Source organism: Phaeobacter sp. JH20_08, from assembly GCF_048056635.1.
Classification (GTDB): domain Bacteria; phylum Pseudomonadota; class Alphaproteobacteria; order Rhodobacterales; family Rhodobacteraceae; genus Phaeobacter; species Phaeobacter bryozoorum.
The window spans coordinates 46,112-69,717 of the sequence record NZ_JAYMVV010000014.1 but is presented as its reverse complement, the minus strand read 5'-3'; the positions used below and the strand labels follow the sequence as shown (position 1 = coordinate 69,717).

19 protein-coding genes and 2 pseudogenes are annotated in these 23,606 nt (G+C 57.6%); 13 read left to right on the top strand and 8 right to left on the bottom strand.

What is annotated here, in order from left to right; translation table 11 throughout:
• On the top strand, positions 1 to 247 hold a 247-nt coding region (locus tag VWY75_RS14790; protein WP_416538248.1), incomplete at its 5' end, for a contact-dependent growth inhibition system immunity protein.
• A 294-nt stretch (positions 248 to 541) separates the two neighbouring features.
• Here the strand turns inward: VWY75_RS14790 and VWY75_RS14785 are convergent.
• Positions 542 to 1,588: pseudogene (locus tag VWY75_RS14785) on the bottom strand (strawberry notch C-terminal domain-containing protein); the annotation flags it as partial.
• Between the two features lie 434 nt (positions 1,589 to 2,022).
• On the opposite strand from VWY75_RS14785, the gene VWY75_RS14780 reads away from it, so the two are divergent.
• From VWY75_RS14780 to VWY75_RS14760, 5 genes are all read left to right on the top strand, one after another.
• Positions 2,023 to 3,693 carry an ABC transporter substrate-binding protein gene (locus VWY75_RS14780; protein WP_416535679.1) on the top strand — a complete coding sequence of 557 codons (1,671 nt, stop codon included), beginning with the start codon at positions 2,023 to 2,025 and terminating at the stop codon, positions 3,691 to 3,693.
• Between the two features lie 73 nt (positions 3,694 to 3,766).
• Positions 3,767 to 4,852, top strand: coding sequence for an ABC transporter permease (locus VWY75_RS14775; protein WP_416535678.1), 1,086 nt, complete (start codon positions 3,767 to 3,769; stop codon positions 4,850 to 4,852).
• 12 nt (positions 4,853 to 4,864) lie between these two features.
• The gene (locus tag VWY75_RS14770) at positions 4,865 to 6,070 is read left to right on the top strand and encodes an ABC transporter permease (protein ID WP_416538249.1); all 1,206 of its coding nucleotides are present in this window, start codon (positions 4,865 to 4,867) and stop codon (positions 6,068 to 6,070) included.
• An 11-nt stretch (positions 6,071 to 6,081) separates the two neighbouring features.
• Positions 6,082 to 8,172 (top strand): dipeptide ABC transporter ATP-binding protein, encoded by a 2,091-nt coding sequence (locus VWY75_RS14765; protein WP_416538250.1) that lies wholly within the window; start codon positions 6,082 to 6,084, stop codon positions 8,170 to 8,172.
• Between the two features lie 57 nt (positions 8,173 to 8,229).
• Positions 8,230 to 9,033 carry a type 1 glutamine amidotransferase gene (locus VWY75_RS14760; RefSeq protein WP_416538251.1) on the top strand — a complete coding sequence of 268 codons (804 nt, stop codon included), beginning with the start codon at positions 8,230 to 8,232 and terminating at the stop codon, positions 9,031 to 9,033.
• 4 nt (positions 9,034 to 9,037) lie between these two features.
• Here the strand turns inward: VWY75_RS14760 and VWY75_RS14755 are convergent, their stop codons facing one another.
• From VWY75_RS14755 to VWY75_RS14735, 5 genes are all read right to left on the bottom strand, one after another.
• Positions 9,038 to 10,042, bottom strand: coding sequence for a LysR family transcriptional regulator (locus VWY75_RS14755; RefSeq protein WP_416538252.1), 1,005 nt, complete (start codon positions 10,040 to 10,042; stop codon positions 9,038 to 9,040).
• Positions 10,043 to 10,160: 118 nt separating this feature from the next.
• Positions 10,161 to 10,910: an amino acid ABC transporter ATP-binding protein gene (locus tag VWY75_RS14750; RefSeq protein ID WP_416535673.1), complete on the bottom strand. Its 750-nt coding sequence runs from the start codon at positions 10,908 to 10,910 to the stop codon at positions 10,161 to 10,163.
• Positions 10,911 to 10,922: 12 nt separating this feature from the next.
• On the bottom strand, positions 10,923 to 11,810 hold the full coding sequence (locus tag VWY75_RS14745) for an amino acid ABC transporter permease (RefSeq protein WP_416535672.1): 888 nt from the start codon (positions 11,808 to 11,810) through the stop codon (positions 10,923 to 10,925).
• A complete protein-coding gene (locus VWY75_RS14740; protein WP_416535671.1) occupies positions 11,800 to 12,555 on the bottom strand; it encodes an amino acid ABC transporter permease in 756 nt (251 codons plus the stop codon). Before VWY75_RS14740 ends, VWY75_RS14745 begins: the two co-directional genes overlap by 11 nt.
• A gap of 27 nt (positions 12,556 to 12,582) precedes the next feature.
• Positions 12,583 to 13,416 carry a transporter substrate-binding domain-containing protein gene (locus tag VWY75_RS14735; protein ID WP_416535670.1) on the bottom strand — a complete coding sequence of 278 codons (834 nt, stop codon included), beginning with the start codon at positions 13,414 to 13,416 and terminating at the stop codon, positions 12,583 to 12,585.
• A gap of 169 nt (positions 13,417 to 13,585) precedes the next feature.
• On the opposite strand from VWY75_RS14735, the gene VWY75_RS14730 reads away from it, so the two are divergent.
• Positions 13,586 to 14,329, top strand: a complete 744-nt coding sequence (locus VWY75_RS14730) for a substrate-binding periplasmic protein (RefSeq protein WP_416535669.1) — start codon at positions 13,586 to 13,588, stop codon at positions 14,327 to 14,329.
• Positions 14,326 to 17,022 (top strand): ATP-binding protein, encoded by a 2,697-nt coding sequence (locus VWY75_RS14725; RefSeq protein ID WP_416538253.1) that lies wholly within the window; start codon positions 14,326 to 14,328, stop codon positions 17,020 to 17,022. The genes VWY75_RS14730 and VWY75_RS14725 overlap by 4 nt, the downstream gene beginning before the upstream one ends.
• Here VWY75_RS14725 and VWY75_RS14720 read toward each other — a convergent pair.
• Entirely contained in the window at positions 17,010 to 17,819 is an 810-nt protein-coding gene (locus tag VWY75_RS14720; protein ID WP_416535667.1) for a response regulator, read from the bottom strand. The genes VWY75_RS14725 and VWY75_RS14720 overlap by 13 nt on opposite strands.
• 603 nt (positions 17,820 to 18,422) lie before the next feature.
• Between VWY75_RS14720 and VWY75_RS14715 the strand changes: the two are divergent.
• A pseudogene (locus VWY75_RS14715) lies at positions 18,423 to 18,914 on the top strand (CpaF/VirB11 family protein); the annotation flags it as partial.
• A gap of 281 nt (positions 18,915 to 19,195) precedes the next feature.
• Here the strand turns inward: VWY75_RS14715 and VWY75_RS14710 are convergent.
• Positions 19,196 to 20,149 carry a LysR family transcriptional regulator gene (locus VWY75_RS14710; RefSeq protein WP_416535665.1) on the bottom strand — a complete coding sequence of 318 codons (954 nt, stop codon included), beginning with the start codon at positions 20,147 to 20,149 and terminating at the stop codon, positions 19,196 to 19,198.
• A gap of 162 nt (positions 20,150 to 20,311) precedes the next feature.
• Between VWY75_RS14710 and VWY75_RS14705 the strand changes: the two genes are divergently transcribed.
• From VWY75_RS14705 to VWY75_RS14690, 4 genes are all read left to right on the top strand, one after another.
• Positions 20,312 to 21,133, top strand: coding sequence for a transporter substrate-binding domain-containing protein (locus VWY75_RS14705; protein ID WP_416541668.1), 822 nt, complete (start codon positions 20,312 to 20,314; stop codon positions 21,131 to 21,133).
• 66 nt (positions 21,134 to 21,199) lie between these two features.
• A complete protein-coding gene (locus tag VWY75_RS14700) occupies positions 21,200 to 21,955 on the top strand; it encodes an amino acid ABC transporter permease (RefSeq protein WP_416535663.1) in 756 nt (251 codons plus the stop codon).
• A gap of 11 nt (positions 21,956 to 21,966) precedes the next feature.
• Positions 21,967 to 22,830 (top strand): amino acid ABC transporter permease, encoded by an 864-nt coding sequence (locus VWY75_RS14695; protein WP_416538255.1) that lies wholly within the window; start codon positions 21,967 to 21,969, stop codon positions 22,828 to 22,830.
• A 10-nt stretch (positions 22,831 to 22,840) separates the two neighbouring features.
• Entirely contained in the window at positions 22,841 to 23,599 is a 759-nt protein-coding gene (locus VWY75_RS14690; protein WP_416535661.1) for an amino acid ABC transporter ATP-binding protein, read from the top strand.
• Positions 23,600 to 23,606: the final 7 nt, after the last annotated feature.

The following is a 23,606-nucleotide window of genomic DNA, read 5'->3' as shown; positions in this document are numbered from 1 at the left end:
GGCGCTGAACGAAGCAGAAAAGGCCCGCGCGGGTGTCAAAACCCTGAAATCGCTGTACGACGGCGCAGGGAGCGTGACGCTGACCTTGCAGGACACAAAGATCAGGCTCAAGCCATGGCGCTATCGCGGGCGTTCCAGTTGGGAGGGCGTTCGCGGCCATGAAGATACGGTCTTGCCGGAGGACGTGTCGGACGAAGCGCTTGGCAAGGCCATTCTGAATGCCTTGGACGTCAGTCGTTCTGCTTGAGAAACAAACCGGCAACCGTAATGTTGTGGCGGCTGCTCAGATTGCTTCCGGGTTGAATTGAGTACCGGTTCTGAGCATCGCATTGAGGATTGTGAGCAGTTTTCGGGCGACAGCAATGATTGCCTGTTTCGGCGTCTTTCCCTTCGCCTGCAGCCGCGCGCGGAACGCAATGAAGCGTTCGCAACGGCGGGACGCCTGAAGCGCAGCCAGATACAGCATCGAGCGCAGGTAGGGCCTGCCGCCGCCGATGCTGCGCCCCGGCGTTCTGGCGCCGCTGTCGCGCGCAATTGGCGCCACCGCATCGGCCTCGGCCTGCCAGAGTTGCTCGAACATCGCATCGTCGATTTCTTCCCAGTGCGACTTCGAGAACTCGGTGAGGGCGAGGATTTCGGTCGCCATGGGCCGCAGGAGTTTCACCCTCAGGATCGGCACGCCGTCCTCATCCATGAAGGCCGACGCCTTCACCATCAGGGCGGCGCGTTTGGAGGTCTTGTTCCAGCAGAGCCTCGCACCCTTCGTATTGGCGCAGATGGCTTTGACCCGGGGCAGGGTGAGCGGGTCGTTGCGATCGGTCCGCTCGACGGTCAGGGCGGTCGCCGTCGCCCCCGTCGCCTCATGCTCGAAAATCACCTTACGATCGACAATTTCGAATTTCTCGGCCTTGAGCGTCTCAAGGCCCACATCGAGCGTGCCTGCCTGGCGCGCATCTTCGATGATCGCCGAAAGAAACCCACCGAAAGCCTCGAAGATCGCGTCCTGCATGTCGATGCGGAGCGCGAGACAGCGGTTCAGGAACTGCTGGATCGGCGGCAGGTTTTCTTTCATGGTGCCATCCGCCTCGTCGAGCGTCAGCCCGGTCATCTCCTGAAAGCGGGCATAGGAGCAGGCGTCGATCTTGCCGGCACGCAGCTTGTAGAAGAACTGCCGCAGCGCCGCGCGTGCGTAGGGGCTTTCGAGATTGTCCTCGGCGCGAAACATGTTCTGCCCGCCAGTCTCGCGTTGGCCTTTCGTGATCGCCCCGAGCGTGTCGAGACGCCGCGCGATTGTGGAGAGAAACCGCTTCTCGCCTTTCACATTGGTCGCCACCGGCCGAAAGAGCGGCGGCTGCGATTGGTTGGTCCGATTGGTGCGCCCCAGCCCCTGGATCGCATTGTCGGCCTTCCAGCCGGGCTCCAGGAGGTAATGCACCCGGAGGCGCTGGTTCTTTGCCCCAAGATCAGCGTGATAGCTGCGCCCGGTGCCTCCCGCATCGGAGAAGATCAGGATGCGCTTGGCATCATCCATGAAGGCTCGGGTTTCTCCGAGGTTGGAGGAGGCAGGGCGGTTCTCGACCTTGAGCCGAGAGGCTGTGACCAACGGCAGTTTTGAGCTGGTTCAGAATGCTGCACGGGCGAAGCGCGGCATCCAGTTCAAGTCCGGTGTAGGCACGTACGAAAACCTCGCAGTGCTACGCTGTGCCTGGCTACCAAAATTTAATATTCGCAGCAGGGTACAGTTCTTCTCCACCCGGTATAGTGGAGCGGAAACCCTCATCCTTCAGGTGTAAACGGCTCTGGATGACGCCTCTGCCTCAACTTCCCAGCATTCAAATTCTCAATGTCATTCATCAGCGGCAACAATGAAGCTGCCTGTGCTGGCTTGGAAGATCGAGTGCCGCCACAGTTAGGCAGTTCTGAAGAAATGCCAAATTTCCATGTGCTGGGAGGCTAGGTCTGGAGGAAATGGTAGCTGGGGGTTCTCCCCTTTCTTCAGCGAATGCTCAACGGGAGGAAGACATGAGCCCCAACAATCAAACTGGTGAACGAACCGGCAAGCCATTGCCAGAACATGTTCTGAAAGCGGCTGGCCATGCACGTCGAGGCGGTGACATGGACCGGAGGGAGTTTCTGGCACTGGCCAGCGTGTTCGGCGCAACCGCAGCAACCGCCTATGGCATGCTGGGCATGGCTGCACCGGCACAGGCAGCCACGCCCAAACGCGGCGGAACCTTGCGGCTTGAAGTAGGCGTGCATGCGTTGAAGGACACCCGTACGATGGATTTCGCGGCGATGTCGATGGTCGCCTCCAATTGGCTGGAATATCTGGTCGAATACAACAACGACGGAACTTTCAAGCCGCGGCTGCTGGAAAGCTGGGAAGTCAACAGCGACGCCACCGAATATACGCTGAAAATCCGCAAGGGAGCGACGTGGAACAATGGTGATCCGTTCACCGCGCAAGACGTCGCCCGCAATATCGAACGCTGGTGCGACGCTGAGGTCGAGGGCAACTCGATGGCGTCGCGCATGAACTCCCTGGTCGACCCGGAAACCAAGAAAGCGGCAGCCGGAGCTATCACTGTCGTCGATGGTGAAACCGTCAAGTTGAAATGCCGTTCTTCTGACATCACGATCATTCCCGGCTTGGCAGATTACCCCGCCCTGGTAGTGCATGAAAGCTATACGCCGGAAACAATGCTGACCAACCCGGTTGGGACCGGTCCTTACAAACCGGTCGAGTTTCAGGTTGGCGTCCGCGCAGCTGTGGAACGCAACACGGATCATACCTGGTGGGGCGAAGGTACCGGTGCCTGGCTCGACCGGATTGAATTCCTCGACTACGGCACCGACGCCTCTGCGGTTCTTTCTGCTGTTGAGGCGGATGAGATTGACGTGACCTACAACACGTCGGGCGAGTATCTGGAACTAATCGAAGCGTTGGGCTGGCAAACATCCGAAATCGCAACGGGCTCTACGGTTGTTATCCGCGCCAACCAGCAGGCCGAGGTGAACGGGCAGAAACCTTATGCTGACGTCCGGGTCCGCAAAGCACTGCAGAAGGCAGTCGACAATAACGTTGTGCTGGAACTTGGGTTCAACAACAACGGCAAGGTTGCACAGAACCATCATGTTGCGCCGGTGCATCCGGAATACGCCAACATTGGCGACCCAGTGCATGATCCGGCGGGCGCCAAAGCCTTGATGGACGAGGCTGGCATGGCCGATTTTGAGCATGAACTGATCTCGATTGATGGCGGCTTCCGCAGAGACACTGCTGATGTTGTTGCCATTCAGCTCCGTGACGCCGGGATCAAGGTGAAGCGCACCATCATGCCGGGTTCCACCTTCTGGAACGACTGGACGAAATATCCGTTCAGCATCACTGATTGGAACCACCGCCCGCTGGGGGTGCAACTCTACGGCATCTGCTACCGCAGCGGTCAGAAATGGAATGAATCCGGCTTTGCCAATGCTGAGTTCGATGCGCTCCTCGATCAAGCAGTCGCAGTAGCTGATCCGGCAAAACGCAGCGAGATCACGGCAAAGATGGAACAGATCATGGTGGATGAGGCCGTGATCATCCAGCCCTATTGGCGCTCCCTTTTCCGTCAGTCGCGTGAAGGCGTCCTGAACGCCGAGCCGCATATTTCCTTCCTGCCTCAGCTGTACAAGTGGGGCTGGGCCTAAACCCTAGCGTTTAGGCACGGCAGGCTGCGGACCTGTGCTCCCCCCGTGGCCTGCCTGAACACTCGGAGTTACCATGCGACACTTCATTCTGCGGCGGTTCGGCGTCATGGTTTTGACGGCGGCTTGCCTGACCTTTGTGGTCTTCTTCCTGACCAATCTAATGCCCAATCTTGAGAAGCTGGCCAAGACTGAGGCCAATGCCCGTATGAGCGACGCCGAAGTCCTCTCATGGCTGGCAGACCGCGGCTATACACAGGACATCTTTTCCAAGTACGGAGAATGGCTTGGGGTCATCCCATCCGCACGGCTGACCGATGCGGACGGAGATATGCACACCCGCTGTTCGAGGCCAGTGCGTCCTGCGGAAGCGGCTCCGCAGTACTGCGGCGTGCTTCAGGGGGAGTTCGGCTTCTCCACGGTATTCAAGGAAGAGGTCAGCACCGTCATCGCCAAACGGCTAGGCACCACCGGTTATCTGATGCTTGCGGTGCTCTGTGTCATGGTGCCGCTATCTCTGCTAATCGGAGTTCTGGCCGGCATGCACGAAGGTTCTTGGGCCGACCGGCTGCTCTCCACGTTCTCGATCATTACCACCTCCACCCCGGAGTATGTATCTGCGGTGGTGCTGATATCCTTTTTCGCTTCGAAAAATGCCGGGATTTCACCGCTCCTGGCAGACTGGGGCCTGATTGACGGCCCAACCCTGTTCAAAGCCTCTGCCGCCACGGCGATGAAGGGCATCACCTTTGCCAACTTCACCCTGCCTGTCCTGGCGCTGACATTCTACGGTATGGGCTACATCGCCCGGATGACCCGCGCCTCGATGACCGAGGTGATGACCGCGCAGTACATCCGCACCGCCCGCCTGAAAGGGGTGAGCTTCCGTTCGATTGTGCTGAAACACGCGCTCAGGAATGCAATGATTACCCCTTTTACCGTGATCATGCTGCAAATTCCCTGGCTGCTGACCGGTGTTGTGATCGTGGAAACGATCTTCAATTACAAGGGTTTCGGCTGGGCGCTGGTTCAGGCCGCAGGCAACAATGACATCGAACTGCTGATGGGCATTTCTGTAGTTGCGGTAATCGTGGTGCTGCTGACCCAGCTCATCTCCGACATCGGCTATGTCTTCCTCAACCCGCGCATCCGCGTCAACTAAGGATCCGGGACCATGACTGATCTCACAACTCCCGAACTTCTCTTGCAGCTGAGCCTGCGTTTTCTGCCCGTCTGGGCCTGCATGGCAGTTATCCTGACCGGATCCATTGCCACACGCCGCAAAACCGGCCTCTATGGCCAGATCTTTGACAGCCCTATTGGAGTCGCTGGTTTCTCCCTGGTGCTGTTCTGGGTTCTGACTGCACTCTTTGCAAATCAGATAATCACGCACGACCCCTATGGCCAGTTCTCCGGCATGAAAAACGCTCTGCCTGGCAGCGCCATTCCCGGGGCGGATGAAGATACCTATAGCTGGTATCTGCTGGGCGGTGACAATCTGGCGCGGGACGTGTTCTCGCGGATGGTTTCCGGCAGCCGCATCGTGCTGACCGTCTCCCCCATTGCGACAGTCTTTGCGTTCCTGGTGGGGATCACTCTGGGCCTGCCCGCTGGCTACTATGGCGGCCGCATGGACACGGCCCTGACCTTTGTGGCCAACCTGATTATCGCATTCCCGGTCATCCTGCTGTTCTACCTGCTGGTAACACCGGAAATCCGCGCAGGTGGCCCTGCCATCAGCTTTGGTGCCGGGCATGTCTGGCAGGCATCTGTTCCCAATGTTCTGGCGGCAATCGTCTTCATCTTCCCGATGATCTTCTTCTGCCTGTTCTGGCACTCCCGTTTCTATGTGCGCCCTGTTCTGCGCAACGTGCTGGTCGGCACCACGCTGGGCATTGGCGCCTGGGTTTATCTTGGAACTGCCTTTGACTATGACCCCACGGGAATTTTCCTGATCGAGCCTGGGCTCAAGAACATCTTCGCCATCATCGCGGTGGTTGGTGCGCCGGCCAAGTTTCGTATCGTGCGCGGACAGGTTCTGGACATCAAGACGCGTGATTTTGTTGCAGCTGCCCAGACCCGCGGCGAGCGTCCCTGGTACATCATGCTCTGGGAAATCCTGCCCAACGCGCGCGGGCCGCTGATCGTCGATTTCTGCCTGCGCATCGGTTACACCGCGATCCTATTGGGAGCCTTGGGTTTCTTTGGTCTCGGCCTGACCCCGGAAAGCCCGGACTGGGGCACCACCATCAACGAAGGCCGGAAGTTCCTGGCGCTGTATGCTCATCCCGCTTTGGCGCCTGCCTTGGCCCTCATGAGCCTTGTTCTGGGCCTGAATCTGCTGGGGGACACCCTGCGCGAAGAATCCCTGAAAGACTGATGGAGGCGGATATGAACAAACTGGCAGATTACGACGGCCCGATCCTCGAGATTAACAAGCTGTCGATCTCCTTCTTCACCCGCCTGCGCGAAATTCCCGCGGTGATGGATTTCTCGGTCACTGTGCAGCCCGGCGAGGCCGTTGGCCTGGTGGGGGAGTCCGGCTGCGGCAAATCCACCGTGGCGCTTGGCGTCATGCAGGACCTTGGCAAGAATGGCCGCATCGTCGGCGGCACCATCAAGTTCAAAGGCCTCGATCTGGCGGAGATGAGCGCGGAAGAACTGCGCGACATCCGCGGCAATGAAATCGCGATGATCTATCAGGAGCCAATGGCCTCGCTCAATCCGGCGATGCGGATCGGCAAGCAACTGATGGAAGTGCCGATGATCCACGAGGGCGTCAGCGAAAAGGAAGCCTACGCCCGCGCGCTGGAAGTGGTCACCGACGTGCGCCTGCCCGACCCGGAGCGGATGCTGAACTCCTTCCCGCACCAGCTGTCGGGCGGCCAGCAGCAGCGGATCGTGATTGCGATGGCGCTGATGTCCAAGCCGTCGCTTCTGATCCTGGACGAGCCAACCACCGCGCTCGACGTGACGGTAGAGGCCGCGGTGGTTGAGCTGGTCAAGGACCTGGGCAAGAAATACGGCACCTCGATGCTGTTCATCAGCCACAACCTCGGCCTGGTTCTGGAAACCTGCGACCGGCTTTGCGTCATGTATTCCGGCGAGGCGGTCGAGCGCGGCTCGATCCACGACGTGTTTGACGAGATGCAGCACCCCTACACCCAGGCGCTGTTCCGCTCGATCCCGTTGCCCGGTGCCGACAAGAACGCGCGCCCGCTGGTGGCGATCCCCGGCAACTTCCCGCTGCCCCATGAACGCCCGCCGGGCTGCAACTTCGGCCCGCGCTGCGATTATTTCGAAGAGGGCCGCTGCGACGCCGATCAGGTCATTCCGATGTCGCCGGTGCACGGCAACGACCGGCACGAAACCCGCTGCCTGAAGTTCCAGGAAATCGACTGGAACGCGCCGATCACGGTGGGCGAGCAGAAGGAAAAGACCGCCCCCGGCCAGGTCGTCCTGAAGATAGAAAACCTCAAGAAATATTATGAGGTGGCCGCCAACGCCCTGTTCGGCGGCGGCGAGAAGAAGGTGGTCAAGGCCAATGAAACCCTGAGCTTCGAGGCCCGCGAGTCCGAAACACTGGCCATCGTCGGCGAGAGCGGCTGCGGCAAGTCCACCTTTGCCAAGGTGCTGATGGGGCTGGAAACCGCCACCGAGGGCCAGATCCTGCTCGACAACCGCAACATCGAACAGGTGCCGATCGAGGAACGCGACACCAGGACCGTTTCCGACGTGCAGATGGTGTTCCAGAACCCGTTTGACACGCTGAACCCCTCGATGACCGTCGGCCGCCAGATCATTCGGGCGCTGGAAATCTTCGGCATCGGCAATTCCGAAGCAGAACGGCGCAAGCGGATGCTGGAGCTTCTTGATCTGGTGAAACTGCCCCGCGCCTTTGCCGAGCGGATGCCGCGGCAGCTGTCAGGCGGCCAGAAGCAGCGCGTCGGCATCGCCCGCGCCTTTGCAGGCGGCGCGCGCATCGTGGTGGCGGATGAACCCGTCTCGGCGCTGGATGTGTCAGTGCAGGCCGCTGTCACCGACCTCCTGATGGAGATTCAGCGCAAGGAGAAGACGACGCTCCTGTTCATCTCCCACGACCTCAGCATCGTGCGCTATCTCTCCGACCGGGTGATGGTGATGTATCTCGGCCATGTGGTGGAGCTGGGCACCACCGACCAGGTGTTTGCACCGCCCTACCACCCCTATACCGAGGCGCTGCTCAGCGCGGTGCCGATCGCCGACACGTCCGTGGAGAAAGAGCACATCGTTCTGGAGGGCGACATCCCCTCGGCGATGAACCCGCCGCCGGGCTGCCCGTTCCAGACGCGCTGTCGCTGGAAATCCGAAGTGCCGAGCGGTTTGTGCGAGAAGGACGTCCCGCCGGTGCGCACATTGGACGGCGGCCACCAGATCAAATGCCACCTCAGCGACGATGTGCTGGAGCGCATGAAGCCGGTGATTAAGGTCGCAGCCGAGTAAGGCAAACCGCGCAAGAAGCGCTCAGAAGCAAACCGATTCAATTGACCAAGGAAGAACATGACCGAAATTCTGATTGTAGAATCCAGTTCCCCCAATCTTGCCAGCAGCCGACGTCAGCAAGGACGGGCCGCGCCGCAAAACTTTGCCCGGGTGTTCTCAGCAGTCATACCAGGTATTAAAATCCGTGTCGCCGAGCCCTACAAGACCGAGATGACACGCGCAGATTTTGAAGGCTTGGACGGCATCGTCATGACTGGGGCCGGCGACGAGTGGCCAGCAGACGACGAATTGGCCCGCCCTATTCGGGCAGCATGCGACCTTGCTTTCGAAACCGGGCGCCCTGTGCTTGGTGTGTGCTACGGTCTGCAGATCGGCACTGTCTGCCTGGGCGGCGAAATCGCCGCCTGCCCAAAGGGCAAAGAAACCGGGCTTGCTTTGAATGTTGAACTAACGGAAGAAGGCGTGAAACACCCGATGATGGAGGGCCGCCGGTCAGGTTTCAGTGTTGCTTGTGCTCACCGTGACGAAGTCACCCGCATTCCCGACGGCGGTGACTGCCTGGCCTTCAACGCGCATAGCGCTGTCCAGGCAATGGCAGTGCGCCAAAGCGGTGCAGACTTCTGGGGGCTGCAATACCATCCTGAAATTTCACCCTCGATCGTGGCCAATGCGATCCGTGAGAACGGCAGCCTGTTTTTCAACACCGGTGTTGCTGTCGAGGATTTGCTGATGGTTGAAAGCGATCTGGAAACCGCAAATCGGCTGGGCTGTTCGGTCGATGATTTTGAAATCAGTACCCGGACCCGGGAACTGACAAATTGGATTCAGTATGTTTCAGGCCAGGAAGCGCTATCGGTTTGACCACTTAGCCGTCTGGCAGCGGCGTATCCGGGTCAGAAAAGATATCCGGGTTCGCCAGTCTCAAGTAACTTGCGGCCTCAGGCGACATTGTTTGCCAGGGGCCGTCCACTAGCTCTTTGAACACCTTGACCAGCCGTTGGTTCACGTCTTGGGACAGCTTCTGCATTTCTTCAGTGCGGCTAAGGAGCATCAGCGTGCGGCATGCTTCCGGCGGCGCAGGGAAAATCGAGAGATCACGTAAAGCTGCAGGTGTCTGATAAAGACATAGGACAGAAGTTACGGCCCAGCCATAACCGACCTGAACAAAGCGCAGCAGGCTCTGGCTTGAATCAAAGCTGAAGGCAGGCTCGGTATCCGCTCCCAATTGCCGTGCAATCCTGGCCGCGCGCACTCCGAACTTTGTGGTCGGCGCATAGGCGATCTGAGGGTCGGTGACGACAAAGTCTTCCGGCCGCTTGCGGGGCAGCGAGGCGGGGTAGACCAGGACATAAGGATCTATGAAGATTTTGGCCGGGTTCACATAGCCAAGCGTGTCATAGGGCGGGGTGTCGACCATAAGATCGAAGCTGCGCCCCAATAGCGCGTCATCGGCCCACGGAGAGATCCCTGCACTCAACTCCACCGACGCTGCAAGAGAGGTCGCGACTGAAAGGAATTCAGCCCCCATTGTGCAGGACATGCTGTCCGGCATAGCAATCCTCAGCTTCTTGCGGCTGACATTCGGTGTCGAGCGTACGTGTTCGACCAGTCTCACCAAATCCTGCAACTGGCTGGGCAATCCTTCCGCAAGGCGCTTTCCTGCCCGGGTCAGCCGGATCGGCCGGGTGTTCCGCTCCATCAGCAAAACACCCAGAGCTGCTTCGAGCCGCTGCAGTTGCTGGGAAAGCGCGGGTTGAGATAAGTCGCATTTTGCGGCCGCTTCGGTGAGACTGGCTGAACCGGCAATGACACAGAAATTCCGCAGGAGCGAAAAATCCGGAAGCTGGTCCGAGGGTTTGCTGCGGCTCATCTGTCTACCCCGTGAATGATCATCCTTGCTGAAGCACCGGCAACGGTTTCTGAAACACGCTCCTCAAAGGATCTCAGAACAGAGCAGGCCAGTCCGGCCATTCTGTGCCATGCAGCAGTTATAGGATCTGGCTCAGAAACTCTCTAGTACGCGGATCTTTGGCGTTGTCAAAGAACGTTTCAGGCGAGCCGTGTTCGACGATCACCCCTTTATCGGTGAAATAGATGTGGTCAGCCACTTCACGGGCAAACCCCATTTCATGCGTTACCAGGATGCAGGTCATCCCATCCGCGGCCAGATCCTTAATAGTAACCAGCACTTCCTTCACGGTTTCCGGGTCCAGCGCTGCGGTCACCTCGTCAAACAGCATCACATCCGGACGCATCGCCAGACTGCGCGCGATGGCAACCCGCTGCTGCTGGCCACCCGACAGCTCGCCCGGATAACTGTGTTCCTTGCCTTCCAAGCGCACCTTTTTCAGCAATGCACGCGCGCGTTCCTCAACTTTGATCTTGTCTTCCTTCAGCACTTTTACCGGTGCCATCATTACGTTTTCCAACGCGGTTTTGTGGGGGAACAGATTGTATTGCTGAAACACCATGCCGACTTTTTTACGCAGCTGCAGCCGGTCGAGCTGTGCGTCATGCACTTCCTGGCCTTCAACAGTTATGGAACCGCCCTGAATGTCGTTCAGGGCATTGATGCAGCGGATCAGCGTCGACTTGCCGGACCCGGACGGGCCGATGATGCAGATCACCTCTCCTTTCATGATGTCCATGCTGACACCTTTGAGGACTTCAATTTGCCCAAAGGATTTGCGCACATCCCGGATGGAGATTATCGGCTGATCAGATGTCCAAGTATTCATCGTCCGGACCTTTCAGAGTTTGACGGCATAGCGCTTTTCCAGCGCGATTGTGATGCGGGCGATCGGGTAGCAATAGGCAAAGAACAGAACCAGCGCGTACCCGAAGAACGGCACCAGAAGCTCAGGCCGGTTGTTTTCGGCCTCCATTGCCTGGCGCGAAAAGGTGATGATTTCACCGACACCCAGCAGCGAGCACAACGGGGTTGCCATTGTCAAAATGGCGTACCAGTTCATCCAGGGCGGGATCATCCGCTTGAAGCATTGCGGCAGGATGATCTGCCAAAGAGTCTGTGTTCTTGAGAAGGACAGCGCTTCGGCCGCTTCCCATTGTGCCGACGGTACAGACATGACAGCTCCGCGCACAATTTCGGAGATGTTCGCCATGATCGGAAGGGACAATCCGATGACGGCCTTCATCCAGGCTGGGACGGGGATCACCAGGCCGAAGATTTCGATCTCAAACGGAAAGGCCAGCAGCACGATGAACAGGATCACCAGCCAGGGGGCATTGCGGAACAGCTGGGTGACGCCCCAGCTCAGCCGCCGCAGCCAAAGGCGCTGCGAAATCTGCCCCAGCCCCAGCGCGGCCCCGGCAAAGGTTCCGATCAGCATCGAAAAGACCGAAATCACGATGTTGAACACAAAGCCCTGCAATGTCAGGAAAGGTATCCAGCGCCACAATGCGGCAAAGGCATCCCCCATGGTGTAGCTTGCGGACTGGGCGTAGGCGCAGGCAGGCCAGGCCACCAGCAGCACCAGTATGAATTGCGGCGGAATGTTCCCCAGCCACCGGACCAGGAACATCTCGTCATAGGTGCCGCCTGTCAGAGTATAGGGTTTCAAAACCGGCAGATCAGTGCGGGCCGGGCCGGTGATGCCCGGAAGGTTGTTACTGGCCATAGCCCGGTATCCTCATCTTGCGTTCCCAGGAGTTCATGCCAAAGACCAGCACTCCAACGAGGCCCAGATAGACAACGAAAAGAAGCAGCATTGTCGGGTTTTGTGCTGATGGAAAATCGTTCCAGACAGAAACGCTTTCATATAGCAGCTCGGGCACGGCGATGGCGAAAGCCTGGGTGGTGGTCTTCACCAGATTCACAAGGTTGTTGTTCAATGCAGGAATCGAAACCCGCAATGCCAGAGGGAAGACCACATTGGTGAAGGTCTGTGTCCGGCTCATCCCCAGCGCTTCCGCAGCTTCACGGGTTGAATGCGGTACAGCTTCGATCCCGGCGCGGAAGATTTCAACGTTGAATGCTCCCGCAAAAAACGACAGCGAAATGATAGCCCAGCCCGCAGCTGAGATAACTGGAACTTCGGTCCAGCCGTCAGGGCCGGTCACTACAGGGGTAAACTGGCCCAATGCGAAGTAGAAAAACAGCAGTTGCACAAGCGGAGGTGTATTTCGGAAGAACTGGATGTAACCCTGAACACCCGCACGCAGGATACGGTTGCTTGCCCCTTGCAGCCAGGCTCCTGCTATGCCGATCAGCAGTGAGAGCAGCACACAGGCAAAGCTGAGCTTCACCGTCATCCACAGGCCGGACAATATCCGACCGGCCTGTTTCTCGTCATAAAGCCAGATGAAATTCCAGCGTGGGAAATCCTCGGCAAGCTGCACAAAAAAAGCTTCGAAACCTGTCATGCCGACGGTCTCCCCTATGGCTAATGCTTATTCTGCGACCGGGTCCGCCAGCTTGGCGTTCAGATCCTGCAGGTAGGCCGTCGGTTTGATGCCCCATTTGGCTTCCCACTCGATCAGGCTGCCATCCTGGTGCCAACCATACTGCATACCGGTCATAAACCGGCCAAAGACACAGCTATCTTCGCCCTTTGGAACCGCCAGGCCCCAAGGGCTGTCATCCTCGGATGCCAGCGGCATTTCGAAGTCTTCCCACTCGCCAGAAGCGATTGCCGAGCCGATGGAGGAATCGTCATAGACAAATGCAACGCACTTCTTGTCACGCAGTGCCTGGCGAGCCTCAGCAGAACCTCCAAAGGCCACGATTTGAGCGCCATATTTGTCTTCAACGATCTGATTGTAGAACGCGCCTTGCACACCACAGACGGGTTTGCCGCTCAGTTCACCCCAGGATGTGAACCCCAATGCCTTCGGGGCCAGGATGTTCGTACCGGACGTATAGTAGTTCGGGCCGACGATGCCGACGATTTCGCGGCGGTCGGCGCGGTCGGTCATGGTGGCAATCATCAGATCAATCTGACCCTGCTCCAGAAACTGCATCCGGTTCGAAGCGACAACTGGGGTCAGTTCCAGTTCAACGCCAAGTGTCTCAGCAACATCCTGAGCCATGTCGATTTCCATGCCGACAATCGACCCGTCGGTGTCCCGGAAACCCCAGGGCTTGTAGTCTGCCTTGACGCCGACAACGATCTTGCCGCGCTCCTGAATACGGTTCCAAGTGTCATTGGTGCATTCCGCGGCAGCGGATGCGATCGGTGCCAGAACAAAGCTGGCCAGGGCTGTGGTGGCAATCAAGTGTTTCATGTTTCTCTCCCTTTCTCGTCTGCCGGATGGTTTACAGCCAGGAACTGTTCAGCGTGAGAGACGAAAAAGTTCCCCTGTCACCGGAACTTTTTTGACAGGCTGCCTGCTTGCCTGACCTATGCGCGCACGGATACTCTGGCACTGGCGCGTAACCAGCGGTGGATGACTGATGAACCGGCTCTTGCAGATCGTGACGGCTATCTGCCTACTTGGCATCATGATGCACCCTGTCCGGGCAGAAACCTGGGTGGTCGGATCCATGGAAGGCTTTGCGCCCTTCAACTACTCAATCGAAGGCGAGTATTCGGGCATTGACGTGCAGATCCTGAATGAGGCTGCAGAACGGATCGGGGTTAGGCTGGACCACAGGCCGTTGCCTTGGAAGCGCGCCTTGCTGGATTTCGAGACCGGCCAGCTTGATGCCGTCTTTCAGCTGGCGCCGACGCCTGAGCGTTTTCAGAAATGGAACATGGTCGGCCCCCTGCGCCGGACGCGTACAGTTTTTGTGACTTTGAAAGATTCCCCGATCCAGGATGTCCATACGCTTTCGGACCTGGACGGCCTGGTTGTAGGTGTGGTTTCAGGCTTCACATACGAGGCGCGCTTTGACCATTACCAGCCGCTGCAACGCGAAGCCTCGCTGGATGATTTCACTAATCTTCGCAAGCTGCTTCTCGGCCGTTCTGATCTGATTGTCGGCGGCTACGAGACACTGCATTATGTGGCCAGCGAACTGAATGCGCTGGACAAGTTGAAGTTTCTGCCGACCCCTTTGGCGGAGCACGCCCGCTATATCGGCTTTCACCGCTCTCCAAAAGGCGATGATATGGCCCGCCGCCTACAGATCGAACTGGAAAGGATGCAGGCCAATCATATCCCACCTGAATACCTGCGCTATTACTTCTCGCGATGAGGCTAAAGCTAAAACCCGCAGGCATCACACGTAAAATCGCGCTCGCTGCTGCATTGCTAGGGGTTTTGTCCGGACTGTTACTGGGGCTGTATACCCTATTGGCGGAACATTCCCTCAGAATTGGTGCAGCCCGCCTAAATGCCGACCGTATCATTCGGGCGACACTGCCACAGATTGCCGGGGCGTATTGGGAGGTGGACGTTCCCGCTGTCCGTGCCATTTTGAACGGCCTGCTTGAAGATCCGGTGATCCTGAGCGCACGTATTGACGACCCGCTTCTGACCGACGCGCAGCGCGACAGCAGCGGCTTGATCGACCTGTCCGTATCGCGACAGCCATCGCCTACGCCGCCGTGGCTGAGCATCCTGTTTCAGCCCACTAGCCAACCGGAGAAACCTGCCTACATATTGACCAACCCGCGGGACGGCAGTGAGATCGGTCGGCTGGCACTTGAACTTTCTTTCCGTCCTGTCGAAAAGGATATGGTTGCCCGCAGCTATGTCGTGCTTGGCTCAAGCATTCTGCAGACGCTATTAGTGACCGCGGTCATTTTTCTGATTGTGCAGTTGATTGTTATTCGCCCACTTGCGCGGCTACAGGCGGCTGCCCTCAGGGTGCGGGATGGGCACTCGTTCCGGCTGAAGGGGCGCGACCAACGAATGTTCGATGTAAGAAGGCAGGACGAGATTTCCCGTCTGGCCCGTGCATTCCGGCGCACGGTGACTGAACTTGAGGCCAGCCGTGATAATCTTCAGGAGCTTGTGGACGAACGTACCCGCGAACTGCTGGTCGCGCGCAACGAAGCAGTTGAAGCCTCCCAGGCAAAATCAATCTTTCTTGCCAACATGAGCCATGAGCTGCGTACACCGCTCAATGCGATTATCGGATTGTCCGGCATTCTTCTGCGGGAAGGTCAAGGCAACATCGGTACGCGCAACCTGACTGATCTGAGGGCCGCCGCCGCGCAGCTGTCGGAGAACATCGACAGCATTTTGGACCTTTCCAAGATCGAGGCCGGGGAACTGGTGCTGGAGCAGGTCTGGTTCCGTCTTGATGATCTTCTGGACGACGTGCTGCTACAGACAAGAGCGCTGATGGCCGGCAAACCAGTACGGCTGACCTGGGACTACGCCCCGGATCTGCCGGAAGAGGTTTGTGCGGACTCTCTGCGTCTGCGGCAGATTATGGTCAACTTTGCCTCCAACGCGGTGAAATTCACCAAAGAGGGCGAGATCCGCCTGCTTGCTGCATATCATGAGGGCGCTCTGCGCCTGGGCGTGAGAGACACCGGGATTGGGATCTCCCCGGACCAGATTGAAGGCATTTTCAAGGCTTTTGGGCAAGCCGACAGTTCAACCACCCGCCAATACGGGGGGACCGGGCTTGGCCTGTCTATTGCCCAAAGGCTTGCGGACAAGATGCACGGTAAGCTTCTGGTAGATAGTGAGCCTGGCAGGGGGGCTGAGTTTGCGATCCTTCTGCACCTGCCAGCCCGGTCCGCGCCCCGGCAAAGCAAAACTGCGGATCTGATCAAGGTTGAGGGCACGAAGGGACCGGTCCGGCAGCTTCAGATAATGGCAAACCGGGCGGCGGCAATCATCACCGGTCCAATACCGCCGGTCACGGTCACCGTCACAGCGGCCCATGCAACATTTATTATGCAATCTTCGGGCAGCATGATAAGCAAACGTCTTGCTTTCCCAATCACCCATAGGGAACTGGCTGCAGTTATTTCGGAATTGCAAACCGGCGGTAACCCAAAACCGCCAAAGGACGACATTCTTGCAGGCCTGGATGTGCTGGTCGTGGAGGACAACCCAGTCAACCTGGCTGTCTTTGTTTCGCTGGTGGAAGCACTTGGTGCCACGGTGCGCACAGCGACGAACGGTATCGAGGCAATGGAACAAGCCGCAGAGACGATGCCGGACGTGATCCTGATGGATCTGCATATGCCCGTGATGGACGGGTACCGCGCTCTGGAAAACCTTCGGAGCAGGTATCAGGCAAGCTTGGCGCCTGTGGTCGCCGCAACGGCCAACGCCACCCAGGAAGAAGCCGAGCGCTGCACAACTACCGGCTTTGCCGGGTTTATCCCTAAGCCGATCGACCCCTCGCAGTTACGCAGCCTTCTGGCCGGCCTTTGCGGCAGCAATCAGTTGCTAGGAATTGATCAGGAAAAGGGGCTGTTTTATGCAGGCGGCAACCGGCAGCACTATGAAGCTTCCCTGCGCCGGTTTCATGCCGGTTTGCGTGAATGGTCCGCAGGTCTGGCGGCCCTGACTGACAGGCCGGAAGGCCCGGTCAAGGCCAATCTCCTTCATGTCATCAAAGGGGCGGCCGGCACGGTGGGGGCCGACAGGCTGGCGGAACTTGCGGCGGGCGCTGAAAAGGGCAGCACTTCTATCAAAACAGTGGAACAAGCCATGTCCCAGCTGCTTGAGCAGTTCGACGCCCGCAGCCCTCTTTCTGCAGATGAATTGCCGTTCACCCCGGACAGGTTGGAGAGGATTAGGGCACTTATCAGCAAGCGTGACATTCAGGCCATTGAAGAAGTACAGAATACGGGATCAGGGGAACTTCCGGAAACTGCCAAGGCGAAACTTCAAAGCCTTAAGACGGCTTTGAAAGTGCTGGACTTCGAAACGGCTGATCAAATTGTAGAACAGCTAGCGGGCTCTCTTCACGAGGACTGAAACTGTCCGATGTCTGAACACATCCGGGCCAGTAACTGCTCAGCTTTCCCGAGCCGGTCTGCCCGCCGTGCCAGCAGTTTTTCCAAGGCCGTTTTTGCCTGGCGGAGTTCAATATGGCTGCGGATCCGGGCACGCAGAACAGCGGGCACAATCGGCCGGGTGATAAAATCGCAGGCGCCCATTTCCAGGCCTTTGGTTTCATCCATCGGATCATCAAGACTGGTCAGGAATATCACCGGTACATCAGCAAGGCTTGCCGTGGATTTGATTTGCCGGCACACCTCGTAGCCATCCATATCCGGCATCCGGATATCCAGCAGGACCAGGTCTGCCAGCTCCCCCGCGAGAAAAGACAGGGCTGCTTTGCCGGAGGTTTGCGGAATAATCCGGTAAGCGTCCCTTAGCAGGCCGTGCAGGTGGTGAATATTTTGCGGTGTGTCATCAACTACAAGGATCGACGGCAGATCCTCTTCATCTCCCGAAGGTGCCGCGCTATCCAATTCAGGAACATTGCTGACCTCTCCTGCCAGTTCTTTCGCCGCAACTGCAATGGCGGTAAGATTGGGTGACACTGTTGCAAAGAAATGTGCTCCGGCCGCTCCCATGAGCGCCCGGTTTGCGTCCCTCTCAAACAGAGAAATTCCAAGATGGCTCTCCAGTGTCCGGATCTGCCGGCTGACAGCCTCTCGGGAGACATTCAACTCTTCCGCCGCAGCGGTAAAGCTGCCAAGGCGGGCAGCAGCTTCAAACGCAAGCAGAGAAGTCAGAGGCGGCAAATGGCGTTTGAGTTGTTTCATGCTTTGCGTTCCGGAATGCTACGCATCTTGGACCGGAGGTTACGGCCGCTGTTTCATTTGTTACCGTGTAAGACTGGTCATTGAACAGGTGTTGCAGAAATATCCTGCCTGTTGATGCTATCAATTGGCAGCTCAGCCACGCTCACAAAGATCTTGCTCGCGGTGGTTGAACAAACTGCAAGTGATGTGAGCAAGACCGATCTCAGTTCCCTACCCAGAGGAAAAAATAAGAGTCGAAAAAGTGAAAGACTGGTGCGAGTGTGGGCTTTCAACGGGCATAAAATCAATGGCTTATTGATGTCTAGATGGCAAAACCTTTCCTTCTTCGTGTCTCCAACATCCCTGCTCGCGCCTCCTGTTCCGCCAATGGCGAAGCCTTCCCTGATTTTCTCTTCGGAAGACCTCGTGTCTTCCGGAGGGTAAAGCAGGGCGAACGACTGGCTTCCACGCCGTGCAGCGGCGCTGAAAATGATGCAGTCGCGGCAATTCTGCTGCTGTGAGCGCGCGCAGCACGAATTTAACACTTCCGCTGTGGGCTCAGAGCGCCAGTTCGCTGCAATTGTCGCGAACGACTGCTTTCGTGGTCGCCACAACCGCCTTCCTCGCCTCAACGTCCTGATCAGTGGCGGCACCTCGACCGGAAAGACCACCTTCGCCCGCCACCTTCTGACGCATGTGAGCCAGCACGAGCGGTTGATCACCATCGAAGACGCTTTCGAACTCTTCCCCGGCCAGCCCAACACCGTCGCCCTCCTGGCCGACCGCGGTTCCGGCTCGCAACGCAGCGCCAACGCCCTCCTGCAGGCCTCCCTCCGCATGCGCCCCGACCGGATCATCGTTGGCGAGTTGCGAGGTGCCGAGGCCCTGACCTATCTCGAAGCGATCAATACCGGCCATGGCGGGTCGGTTTCCACCATCCACGCGGAGACCGCGGAACTCGCCATCGACCGGCTGGCGATCATGGTACTGCAGGCGGGAACGCCGCTGACCTTCGCCGAGGTGCGGGAATATATCCGGAAATCCATCGATGTGATCGTGCAGCTGGGACGAGCAGAGGGGAAACGGGGGATCACGGAGTTCTATTTGCCAAGCTGACGGCTATTTTCGACAGGTTGGACCAGGTCCGGTCATTCGCTGCACCTTGCCCTGAGGGTCACGATGCGGGACTCAACCGACATAGAGTTTTTCGTCTTCGCTGACGCAGCATCGTTTTGCGCGCGCGGCACACTCTTCGCTGCGTTGCAGCCGGTGTCGCCAGAGCGGCCATTGAAAGCCTGCTCGAGGTGTTTACGTAAATCTGACAATTCGCCCCGTGCCGGAAACGATCTTTGCCAAGTGGACAAGATGGATTTGCGTCTCCTCTGCCACGCCGCTTGTCAGCGCGTGCTGGACATGTATGACCAGAACCGCTCGACGTCGCTCCGGCTACGCTCCATTGATCGATAAAGGTGGATTGAAATCGGGTTTTCGCTACTGTCATCACTGATTTTGATCAGTCGGCCTTCATTAAGTTCACGTTCGGCGGCGGCCATTGGTAGCCATGCCACGCCCATGCCCTCAAGGCTGGCTGCTTTGAGGGCTTCGCAGACAGAATTCTCATATTGAAAGACGCAACTCTCTTTGAGACCCGTTCGTTCGAGAATGAGATTTGTCATTTTCCCCAAAAAGCTGTCGCGGGTATAAGACAGCAGCGGAAAGGGCTCTTCACTGTCCAGTCTGAATCGGGCAGAGCCATCAGGCTCGGCGACGCTGACGGCCACCATCAGGTCCTCGGCGATTTTCATAGAAGGGTATCTGGCGTCATCAGCGATCATCGGAACGGTTGGGTGATGGTAACAGAGCATGAAATCACTGGACCCAGATAGGATCGCCTCAACACAACCAGAGAAGTTTTCGGCAACCACACGAGATTTTATCGGCCCCAAGGTCTTGCCAATGTTAGTGATCCACCCAGGGAAATAAGAGATGGCCAATGTATGAAGCGCAACAAAATCGAGCACTTCGCCTTCCCGACGCACCAACCCTTTGGCCTCGGCCCGGGCCGTCGAAAGCGTATTGATCATTTCATGGGCGACCGGCCGAAAGGCCTTGCCCGCCTGAGTCAACACAACAGGATGCACACTGCGATCAAACAGAGGAGTACCGATCCAATACTCTAGGTTCTTGATTCGACGTGTAAAAGCAGACTGGCTGATGTTTCTCGCATCTGCCGCCTTTGCAAAAACGCCCGCTGCACTGAGTGCCAGAAAATCTTCGAGCCAATCGATTTCCATCGTTTCACCTACTTTACCATGTTGCGCAAAGCCTAACCCATCTTGTGCAGAAAGCATGTTGCAAATTTTGCAATTGCGTTGCGCTCTTTGTCATGGCGTTGCAGGGCGCGCCCGCTCAACATGACTTCAGATCACGGATCGTACGACTTGCAACCGTGGCAACCACGCCGGCACCGCTTTTGCCGCTAAGCAACATGGAGAGTATCAATGACGAAATTTTTGGGCGGCTTTGCTCTTGCCGCGACCCTGATGACCACCACCGCTGCCTTCGCGCAGGAACAATCCAACGCAACCTGGAACAAGATCATGGAGCGCGGCGTCATTGTTGTAGGCGTCAAGGCTGATACACGTCCTTGGGGCTTTCGCGATGAGAATGGCAACATCATCGGAATGGAAGCCGATATGGCACAACAAGTTGCCGACACTCTGGGGGTTGATCTGGAGCTGGTCGCGGTAGAATCCTCTAACCGGATGCAGTTCCTGGAAGGCGGCCGCATCGATCTGATGATCGCCACCATGTCCGACCGGGCGGATCGTCGGGAAATCGTCGGCATTGTGAGGCCGAATTACTACTCCTCCGGTACCAACGTCATGACGCCCAAAGCGCTTGGCGTGACCGCTTGGTCAGACCTTGCCGACAAACCCGTCTGCGGAAAGCAGGGGGCGTTCTACAACCAGATCGTCGAAGAACGCCACGGAGCCAACGTCATTGCATTTGGCAGCAACGCCGAAGCGCTTCAGGCCCTGCGCAACAAGAAGTGCATTGCCTGGGTTTACGACGACAGTTCCATCGCAGCTGATCTCGCCTCTGGTCAATATGACGACTTCGAGATGCCGCTGGTGTCCGAGGACAACAACCCATGGGCGCTCGCTGTTCCAATCGCTGAGCGTGACGGCATCTTTGGCCGCTTCATGTCGGGCATGCAGTACAACTGGCATCAGTCAGGCGAGTTGATTGCGCTCGAGGAAAAATGGGGCATTCAGTCAACCGCCTATCTGAAGGAGCAAAACGAGCATTTTGCTGACTGGCTCGCTGAATAGACCTTAACCCCGCACCTCACGCCATATTCTCCCGTGGCGTGAGGTGTCTGCATGCAGGTGGCTTAAATGCTTGACGCCTTTACAGAATTCTTCCGCCAGCTTGCGGCGGATTATCCGCGTTGGAACTTCATCTTCTTCTATCAGGAAGTGCAGGCCGGAAAAATCTGGCTTGGGATCAAATACACAATCTTCCTGTCGATTGCCTGCCTGATCTTCAGCGTCGTCATTGGCGTCGTCGGCGCATGGCTTCAGGGGTCCAAGCTGCGAGTGCTGCGCGCCGTTGTGCAAGGCTATATCCAGCTGTTCCGCAATACGCCGCCCTTCGTGCAACTGCTGTTTTTCTACTTTGCCCTTGGGCAACTGACCCCAACTTATTCGCCTGACGGATGGCTGGAAGTTCCGATCATCTCAAACGTGGGCTGGGCGATCATTTCGCTGTCGTTTTTCGCCGGGGCGTTCAACGTTGAAATCTTCCGGTCCGGCATCGAAGCCGTGCCGGAATCGACTATCGAAGCCGCCGACTCTCTTGGCATGTCGCGCCTGCAAATCTATCGCTATGTGGTCTTACCACTTGCTTTTCGCGTCAGCCTGCCGGCCTTGAACAACAATCTCGTAAACCTGATCAAGACCACCACGCAGGCCTTCGCCATCGCGGTGCCGGAGTTGCTATATCAGGCTGTCACCATCTGGAATGACTACCCGTCGGCCCAATACCCCGCAATGTTGCTGCTGTTTGTCGTCTATGTCGGCCTTGTTGGCATCATGGTCTTTGGCATGAACCGTTGGGAACGCAAGCTGCGCATTCCCGGCTATGGCAACTAAGGATATCCAAGATGACACAATCCACTCCATTCGCCGTTCTCAAACCGATGCCTCATCGCGATGCGATGCAATATGACGTGATGACACCAGTGCGCTGTCTTGGCGCAATTCCGGCTTGGATACCGTTCGCATTCTTTGCGCTGGCACTGATCTGGCCTACCATTGCCGCTGCGCAATCGGGCGAGGCCGTGCGCCCATTCAGCGCATTGTGGCGATGGGCGCCATTCCTGATCACCAAGGGCTTCTTCTTCAACATCCTGATCTCGTTCCTTTGCCTTTTGATCGGCACCTTCGTCGGTGTCCTGCTGGGGCTGGGGCAAATCTCGCTGCTGCGCCCGGTCCGCACGCTATGCTGGTTCATCACTCAGCTGTTTCGCAACTCGCCATGGTTGGTGATCCTATTCATCGTGATGCTAGCGCTGCCCTTTGAAATCACGGTCTTTGGAACGCCCTATTTCGTGCCGGGCTGGATCAAGGCCGTGATCGGGCTGTCCTTGCCGATCATGGCGAACATCTCTGAAATCGTGCGCGGCGCGATTGGATCAGTGCCAAACACGCAGTGGGAAGCGGCCGAGGCCCTGGCCTTTACCAGAGGGCAGACCTTGTGGCGGATCATACTGCCGCAATGTTTCAAGCGGATGATCCCGCCCTGGATGAACTGGTATGCGATCCTGACCATGGCCACACCACTAGTGTCAATCCTAGGGGTGGAAGAGGTTGTGAACCTGACCCGCCAGGCCATCGTCGCCGAGAACAACCGCCCTGAACTGCTGATGCCGTTCTATGGCTTCGTGCTGATCTTATTCTTTGCCTATTGCTATCCGATTGCGCGGCTGACGCTGCGGCTGGAACGCAAATTCGCCGTCAAGCTGTGAGGACATCAAAATGACCGCAACCGATACATGGACCACCGAACAACCCATCGTTTCCATCCGCAATGTCCGCAAATCCTTTGGCGCGCTGGAGGTGCTCAAGGGCATCGACATGGACATCATGAAAGGCGAAGTGATCTGCATCATTGGCCCGTCCGGATCGGGTAAATCCACCTTGATCCGCTGCATCAATGCGTTGAACGATATTCAGGAAGGGTCGATCAAGGTCGAAGGGATGGAAGTGCACCGCCCCGACCTCGACAAGCTGGAACTGCGCAAGAAGATCGGGATGGTCTTTCAGCAATACAACCTGTTCCCGCACAAGACCGCGCTGGAAAACATCATGATGGCCCCGGTTCTGGTGATGAAGGAAAACAAGGCAGAGGTCGAAGAACGCGCCCGCGCCCTGTTGAAGAAAGTGCGCCTTGAGGGCAAGGAAAACGCCTATCCCGGTGAATTGTCCGGTGGACAGCAGCAACGCGTCGCCATCGCGCGCTCTCTCGCCATGCAGCCGGATGTGATGCTCTTTGATGAGGTGACCGCAGCCCTTGACCCCGAAACGGTCAAAGAGGTGCTCGTGACCATAAAGGAACTCGCCGCCGAAGGCATGACCTGCATTCTTGTGACTCACGAAATGGGTTTCGCGCGAGAAGTGGCTGACCACATCTATTTCACAGATCGCGGTGTGATTGTGGAACATGGATCGCCCGAAACCTTCTTTGACAATGCTCAGGACGAACGCACCAAGCTTTTCCTCAGCCAAATTTTGTAGAGGCCTT